Below are 6,598 nucleotides of genomic sequence, written 5' to 3'. Positions count from 1 at the left end.
ATCGCAGCCTTCGGCAGCTCCTACAGGTTTATCGTGCTGCACACATCGGAGCTTTCCATGACGGCCCACGCCGACCTTTCGCCGACCCTCCAACTCGCCATCGACCTGATCCGCCGTCCGTCCGTGACGCCGATCGACGCCGATTGCCAGAAGCAGATGATGCAGCGCCTGGGCGATGCCGGTTTCACCCTGGAACCGATGCGCATCGAAGATGTGGATAACTTCTGGGCCACCCACGGCCAGGACGACGGTCCGGTGCTGTGCTTCGCCGGCCACACCGACGTGGTCCCGACCGGCCCGGTGGCGGCCTGGCAGATCGAGCCGTTCAACGCGCTGATCGACGAACACGGCATGCTCTGCGGCCGTGGCGCCGCCGACATGAAAGGCAGCCTCGCCGCCATGACCGTCGCCTCCGAGCGCTTTGTCGCCGACTACCCGAATCACAAAGGCAAAGTCGCCTTTCTGATCACCAGCGACGAAGAAGGCCCGGCGCACCACGGCACCAAGGCCGTGGTCGAACGCCTCGCCGCACGCAAGGAGCGTCTGGACTGGTGCATCGTCGGCGAACCGTCGAGCACCACCCTGGTGGGTGACGTGGTCAAGAACGGCCGTCGCGGCTCCCTCGGCGCCAAGCTGACCGTGCGCGGTGTGCAGGGCCATGTGGCCTACCCGCACCTGGCCAAGAACCCGATCCACCTCGCTGCCCCGGCCCTGGCCGAACTGGCAGCCGAGCACTGGGACCACGGCAACGATTTCTTCCCGCCGACCAGTTTCCAGATCTCCAACGTCAACTCCGGTACCGGTGCGACCAACGTGATCCCGGGTGACCTGGTGGCGGTGTTCAACTTCCGTTTCTCCACCGAATCGACGGTCGAAGGCCTGCAAAAGCGCGTCGCCGACATTCTCGACAAACATGGCCTGGACTGGCACATCGACTGGGCGCTGTCCGGCCTGCCGTTCCTCACCGAACCGGGCGCGCTGCTGGACGCGGTGTCGGCGAGCATCAAGGACATCACCGGTCGTGAAACCAAGGCGTCCACCAGCGGTGGGACCTCCGACGGGCGCTTCATCGCGACCATGGGCACCCAAGTGGTTGAGCTGGGCCCGGTCAACGCGACCATCCACCAGGTCAACGAGCGTGTGCTGGCAGCGGATCTCGACGTACTGACCGAAATCTACTACCAGACCCTGATCAAGTTGCTCGCCTGATGCTTGCGTGCCCGATCTGCAGTGAGCCGCTGAATGCGGTGGACAATGGCGTGGTCTGCCCCGCCGGACATCGTTTCGACCGCGCGCGCCAGGGTTACTTGAACCTGTTGCCGGTGCAGCACAAAAACAGCCGCGACCCTGGGGATAACCAGGCGATGGTCGAAGCCCGCCGCGACTTTCTGAATGCCGGGCACTACGCCCCGGTAGCCAAGCGTCTGGCGGAGCTGGCGGCAGGTGTAGCGCCACAGCACTGGCTGGACATCGGATGTGGCGAGGGTTACTACACCGCGCAAATCGCCAAGGCACTGCCAGATGCCGAAGGGTATGCCCTGGACATCTCCCGCGAAGCGGTCAAACGCGCCTGCAAACGCAACCCGAAGCTCACCTGGTTGATCGCCAGTATGGCCCGGGTGCCGTTGGCTTCCGGCAGTTGCCAGTTCCTGGCCAGTGTCTTCAGCCCGCTGGATTGGGAAGAAGCCAAGCGCCTGCTCAGTGTTGGCGGTGGCCTGATGAAAGTCGGGCCAACCAGCGGCCACCTGATGGAACTGCGTGAGCGGCTGTACGACGAAGTCCGTGAATACACTGACGACAAGCACCTGGCCCTGGTACCGGATGGCATGGTGCTGACCCACAGTGAAACCCTGGAATTCAAGCTGACGCTGGAAAGCGGTCAGGACCGGGCGAACCTGTTGGCGATGACGCCCCACGGCTGGCGCGCCAGTGCCGAGCGCCGTGCTGCTGTTATCGAGCAGGCCGAGCCGTTCGAGGTCACCGTGTCGATGCGCTACGATTATTTTGTTCTTCAATAACTTAAATTTTTGGTCTCGGGCAACGGCTCAAGACCGGCTAAATCCGCGAATGGATTTTTCAGACCCGCAGTGAGGACATCCATGCGCCAACCCGATATCGAGATTTACCTGAAAGACGCCGACGTCGACCACAAAGCCATTTCCGCCTGGCTCGGTGCGGCATTGGGTCCGTGCACCGATTGGGTCCAGAAGGGCCAGACCTACAAGTGCAAGGCCGGCAACGTGCCAGTGACCTGGCTGCCAAAAGCCGTCGGCAAATGGAACAGCCTGTACCTGGAAAGCGACCAGACCCCGTGGGACGACGACATCGCCTGCGCCCGCGCTGCGTTTGCCGCGCTGAACGTGGAAGTGCGTTGCGCACCGGGTAGCTGGATCGAGGAGGAAGGTGAGGAGACGGCGGATCGCTGGATTCGCATCAGCGCCGATGGTGAAGAAGAGATCACCTGGAAAACTGCTTAAAACCTGAACACCGAACCTGTGGGAGCGAGCTTGCTCGCGATAGCGGACTGACATTCAACATCTATGTTGGCTGAAAGGACGTCATCGCGAGCAAGCTCGCTCCCACAGTGTTTTTGGGTGTTCTGAAGATTCTGGTTACAGACCTACAACATCCTCAGCCTGCAACCCCTTCTGCCCTTCCACCACCGCATACTCGACCTGCTGGCCTTCGGTCAGGGAACGGTGCCCTTCGCCACGAATCGCGCGGTAGTGCACGAACACGTCCACCCCGTCCTCGCGCTGAATGAAGCCGTAGCCCTTGGCGTCGTTGAACCACTTCACGTTGCCGGTTTCGCGTGTTGCCATTTGTTCATACTCCCTTTTTATTATTGATCGGGCTTTTCGCAGGAAAGCCTCGGGAACGTCAGCCTGCGCATACCGGTCCCATGAGGGCAACGGCGACAGAGCGCCGAGTATATGACAGACGTTAAAACTCTCAACAAGAGTTTACTTACCCGCTTTTTTGCCGATTTTCGATGAATCCGGCACACTATCGCCCTCCCAAGCAAACGCTCGGTTTTATTCACTCACGCAGAAGCCGTATGACCCGCTCCCCGTTTCGCCGTCTTGTGTTTGGCACCTTGCGCCGACTGTTGTACCTCTGGGTTCGCTCGGAGACGATCAACCAGTCGTCGTTCACCCTCAACCTCGACCGCAGTCGTCCGGTGTTCTACGTCCTGCAAAACCCTTCGCTGACCGACCTCGCCGTGGTCGACACCGAATGCAGCAAGGCCGGCCTGCCACGCCCGGTGCTGCCGGTATCGGTGGGCAACCTGCTGGAACCCGCCGCGTTCTTCTACCTGACGCCGGACCCGGACTGGCTCGGCCGCCAGGACAAGCGCGGTGCGCCGCCGACCCTGACCCGCCTGGTCAGCGCCCTGAGCCAGAACGCCGCCGAAGATGCGCAGATCATTCCGGTCAGCGTGTTCTGGGGCCAGTCGCCGGACAGCGAAAACAGCCCATGGAAACTTCTGTTCGCCGATAGCTGGGCGGTCACCGGGCGCTTGCGCCGATTGCTGAGCGTCATCGTGCTGGGACGCAAGACCCGCGTGCAGTTCTCCGCGCCGATCCACCTGCGCGAACTGATCGAGCACGACAAGGGCCATGAACGCACCGTGCGCATGGCCCAGCGGATCCTGCGGGTACACTTCCGCAACCTGAAGGCGGCGGTGATCGGCCCGGACATTTCCCACCGCCGCAACCTGGTCAAAGGCCTGCTGAACCAGCCGCAGGTCAAACAAGCGATCCTCGACGAAGCCGAACGCGAGAACATTTCACCGGAGAAGGCCAAAGCTCAAGCGCTACGCTACGGCAACGAAATCGCCTCGGACTACACCTACACTGCGATCCGTTTTATGGAAGTGGTGCTGAGCTGGTTCTGGAACAAGATCTACGACGGTATCAAGGTCAATCACATCGAAGGCGTGCAGAAGGTCGCCCAGGGTCACGAAGTGATCTACGTGCCGTGCCACCGCAGCCACATCGACTATCTGCTGCTGTCATACCTGCTGTTCCGCAACGGCCTGACCCCGCCGCACATTGCCGCCGGCATCAACCTGAACATGCCGGTGATCGGCGGCCTGCTACGTCGCGGCGGTGCGTTCTTCATGCGCCGCACGTTCAAGGGCAACCCGCTGTACACCTCGGTGTTCAACGAATACCTGCACACCCTGTTCACCAAGGGCTTCCCGGTGGAGTACTTCGTCGAGGGCGGCCGTTCGCGCACCGGGCGCATGCTGCAACCCAAGACAGGGATGCTGGCGATCACCCTGCGCAGCTTCTTGCGCTCGTCGCGCATGCCCATCGTCTTCGTGCCGGTATACATCGGCTACGAGCGCGTGCTGGAAGGTCGAACCTATCTTGGCGAGTTGCGCGGTGCGGCCAAGAAGAAAGAGTCGATCTTCGATATTTTCAAAGTCATCGGCGCGCTCAAACAGCGCTTCGGCCAGGTGGCGGTGAACTTCGGCGAGCCGATCAAGCTGGCGCAATTCCTCGACGGCGAGCAGCCGGACTGGCGCCAACAAGAACTCGGCCCGCAGTTCAGACCCGCCTGGCTCAACGAAACCACCAACCGCCTCGGTGAGAAAGTCGCCCGGCATTTGAACGAAGCGGCGGCGATCAACCCGGTCAACCTGGTGGCACTGGCGTTGCTGTCCACCAGCCGCCTGGCCCTGGACGACCGGGCCATGGCGCGGGTGCTCGACCTGTACCTGGCGCTGCTGCGCAAGGTCCCCTATTCGCCGCACACCACCTTGCCAGAAGGCGATGGCCGGGCGCTGATCGAGCACGTGAAGGACATGGACCTGCTCTCGGAGCAGAGCGATGCGTTGGGCAAAATCCTGTATCTGGATGAGCAGAACGCCGTCCTGATGACCTACTACCGCAACAACGTGCTGCACATCTTCGCCCTGCCGGCACTGCTGGCGAGCTTCTTCCAGAGCGCCTCGCGCATGAGCCGCGAACAGATCCTGCGCTACACCCGTGCGCTGTACCCGTACCTGCAAGCGGAGCTGTTCATTCGCTGGTCGCTGGACGAACTGGATGAGGTGATCGATCAATGGCTGGAAGCCTTCGTCGAACAAGGCCTGCTGCGCTTCGAGAACGATGTGTACCTGCGCCCGGCGCCAAGCTCGCGGCATTTCGTACTGCTCACGCTGCTGTCGAAAAGCATCGCCCAGACCCTGCAACGCTTCTACATGACCGTCTCCCTGCTGCTCAACAGTGGCCAGAACAGCATCAGCGCCGAAGAACTGGAAGACCTGTGCACGGTCATGGCCCAGCGCCTGTCGATCCTGCATGGCCTGAACGCCCCGGAATTCTTCGACAAGAGCCTGTTCCGCCACTTCATCCAGACCATGCTCGACCTCGACGTGCTCAAGCGCGACGAGGCCGGCAAGTTGAGTTATCACGAACTGCTTGGCGAACTGGCCGAAGGCGCGGCCAAACGGGTGTTGCCGGCGGAGATTCGCTTGTCGATTCGGCAGGTGGCGTTGCATCGTAGTGAAGATGCGGCGGAGTTGGTAACACCGCTCTGATTTCATCGGATCACTGCACGCAGGTTAATGGCTGACGCAAGGACGCTTCTGACTCATGCCACGCCCTCTTCGCCCCTGCTTGCAGGAATTCCCCTACATAGAAATCGCTGCCTCGAACCTATGCTGGGCGCTCGTCAATACCGACGATCAATCGATAAGGAAATCAATATGAGCAACGAATCCGTAAAGACCATTGGTGGCAAAGTACATTATCTCGAAAAGATTGGACTGCTGCCCAACTCAACGCTTCATGTCCGCCTGCTGGATGTCAGCCTGCAAGATGTCGCCGCGAAGGAACTGACCGTACAGATCACTCCCAATGCAGAAAATGTCGGGCTGAACTTCAACCTGACGTACAAGCTTGCCGATGTCCTGCCCGACCATACCTATGCAATCAGCGCGAGCATCACCCACGAAGACCGTCTGATCTTCACCACCACTCAACAACACCGGGTGGAATTGGGTGTCGATTATGTGAAGGGGCAGGAAGTGCTGGTCAGCCGCGTCTGAGAACGCCCCGAGGCAAGTTGGGCGAAATCCCTGGCACCATATTGCAAAATGTTACCGGGGCTATCGCCGGCAAAATCCGCTAAATTGTCGTTGGCGCCGGTTTTCTTCAGGCGCCACGACAAGGATCCGCTTCATGAAAAAACTCTCTCTCCTCGGGCTTACGGTTTTGCTCGGCGCCTGCCAATCCATGCAATCTGCCCCGAAAGCCAGCCTCGACGGCGAAGTCTTTTACCTGCAACGCAGCGCCCTGCCGCCCACCGCCACCCTGAGCGTAAGCTTGCAGGACGTGTCCCTGGCCGACGCACCGGCCACTGTCCTCGACGAACAGAAAGGTCAAGTCAAAGGCCAGGTGCCACTGCCGTTTCATCTGAGTTACGATCCGGCGCAGGTCAAACCAGGCCATCGCTACTCGGTCAGCGCGCGCATCGAAGTCGACGGCAAGCTGATGTTCATCACCACCGAAAACCATGCCGTGCAGCTTGATGGCAAAGACCCGCAACCGCTGAAAATCCGCGTCGACGCTGTTCGCTAATTCTC

General features: G+C 60.8%; 7 protein-coding genes. 6 read left to right on the top strand and 1 reads right to left on the bottom strand.

Features of this window, described 5'->3' with window-relative positions:
- Positions 1 to 57: 57 nt before the first annotated feature.
- The 3 genes from dapE to AC1DXW_RS26845 all read left to right on the top strand — a co-directional run bounded on the left by dapE (position 58) and on the right by AC1DXW_RS26845 (position 2,477).
- On the top strand, positions 58 to 1,209 hold the full coding sequence (gene dapE / locus AC1DXW_RS26855; protein ID WP_223458812.1) for a succinyl-diaminopimelate desuccinylase: 1,152 nt from the start codon (positions 58 to 60) through the stop codon (positions 1,207 to 1,209).
- Positions 1,209 to 2,018, top strand: coding sequence for a putative RNA methyltransferase (locus AC1DXW_RS26850; RefSeq protein ID WP_477752377.1), 810 nt, complete (start codon positions 1,209 to 1,211; stop codon positions 2,016 to 2,018). The genes dapE and AC1DXW_RS26850 overlap by 1 nt, the downstream gene beginning before the upstream one ends.
- 81 nt (positions 2,019 to 2,099) lie before the next feature.
- Complete coding sequence (locus tag AC1DXW_RS26845) at positions 2,100 to 2,477, top strand: hypothetical protein (protein ID WP_204930192.1); 378 nt, start codon at positions 2,100 to 2,102, stop codon at positions 2,475 to 2,477.
- A 135-nt stretch (positions 2,478 to 2,612) separates the two neighbouring features.
- On the opposite strand, the gene AC1DXW_RS26840 is transcribed toward AC1DXW_RS26845, so the two are convergent.
- Positions 2,613 to 2,822 (bottom strand): cold shock domain-containing protein, encoded by a 210-nt coding sequence (locus AC1DXW_RS26840; RefSeq protein WP_007954750.1) that lies wholly within the window; start codon positions 2,820 to 2,822, stop codon positions 2,613 to 2,615.
- A 236-nt stretch (positions 2,823 to 3,058) separates the two neighbouring features.
- On the opposite strand from AC1DXW_RS26840, the gene plsB reads away from it, so the two are divergent.
- From plsB to AC1DXW_RS26825, 3 genes are all read left to right on the top strand, one after another.
- On the top strand, positions 3,059 to 5,551 hold the full coding sequence (gene plsB, locus AC1DXW_RS26835) for a glycerol-3-phosphate 1-O-acyltransferase PlsB (RefSeq protein ID WP_477752376.1): 2,493 nt from the start codon (positions 3,059 to 3,061) through the stop codon (positions 5,549 to 5,551).
- A 168-nt stretch (positions 5,552 to 5,719) separates the two neighbouring features.
- Positions 5,720 to 6,061 (top strand): YbaY family lipoprotein, encoded by a 342-nt coding sequence (locus AC1DXW_RS26830; RefSeq protein ID WP_477760677.1) that lies wholly within the window; start codon positions 5,720 to 5,722, stop codon positions 6,059 to 6,061.
- A gap of 133 nt (positions 6,062 to 6,194) precedes the next feature.
- A complete protein-coding gene (locus AC1DXW_RS26825) occupies positions 6,195 to 6,593 on the top strand; it encodes a YbaY family lipoprotein (protein WP_477752374.1) in 399 nt (132 codons plus the stop codon).
- The last annotated feature ends 5 nt before the right edge of the window (positions 6,594 to 6,598 follow it).

The sequence above is a fragment of the Pseudomonas sp. P4_C4 genome, from assembly GCF_056402055.1.
The sequence above is the reverse complement of the archived record's forward strand: the minus strand, read 5'-3'. Positions and strand labels throughout refer to the sequence as shown.